The sequence below is a fragment of the Pseudomonas sp. I2 genome (genome assembly GCF_040984075.1).
GTDB lineage: Bacteria > Pseudomonadota > Gammaproteobacteria > Pseudomonadales > Pseudomonadaceae > Aquipseudomonas > Aquipseudomonas guariconensis_B.
Window position 1 is genome coordinate 1 of record NZ_JBCGFQ010000239.1, and the last position, 382, is coordinate 382.

At 51.6% G+C, this 382-nt stretch carries 1 rRNA gene; it reads left to right on the forward strand.

What is annotated here, in order from left to right:
- Positions 1-382: ribosomal RNA gene (locus WCE05_RS26430) — 16S ribosomal RNA — on the forward strand; the annotation flags it as partial.

Here is a 382-nt window from a genome sequence, read left to right on the forward strand (position 1 = left end):
CCTAGAGATAGTGGACGTTACTCGCAGAATAAGCACCGGCTAACTCTGTGCCAGCAGCCGCGGTAATACAGAGGGTGCGAGCGTTAATCGGATTTACTGGGCGTAAAGCGTGCGTAGGCGGCTTATTAAGTCGGATGTGAAATCCCCGAGCTTAACTTGGGAATTGCATTCGATACTGGTGAGCTAGAGTATGGGAGAGGATGGTAGAATTCCAGGTGTAGCGGTGAAATGCGTAGAGATCTGGAGGAATACCGATGGCGAAGGCAGCCATCTGGCCTAATACTGACGCTGAGGTACGAAAGCATGGGGAGCAAACAGGATTAGATACCCTGGTAGTCCATGCCGTAAACGATGTCTACTAGCCGTTGGGGCCTTTGAGGCT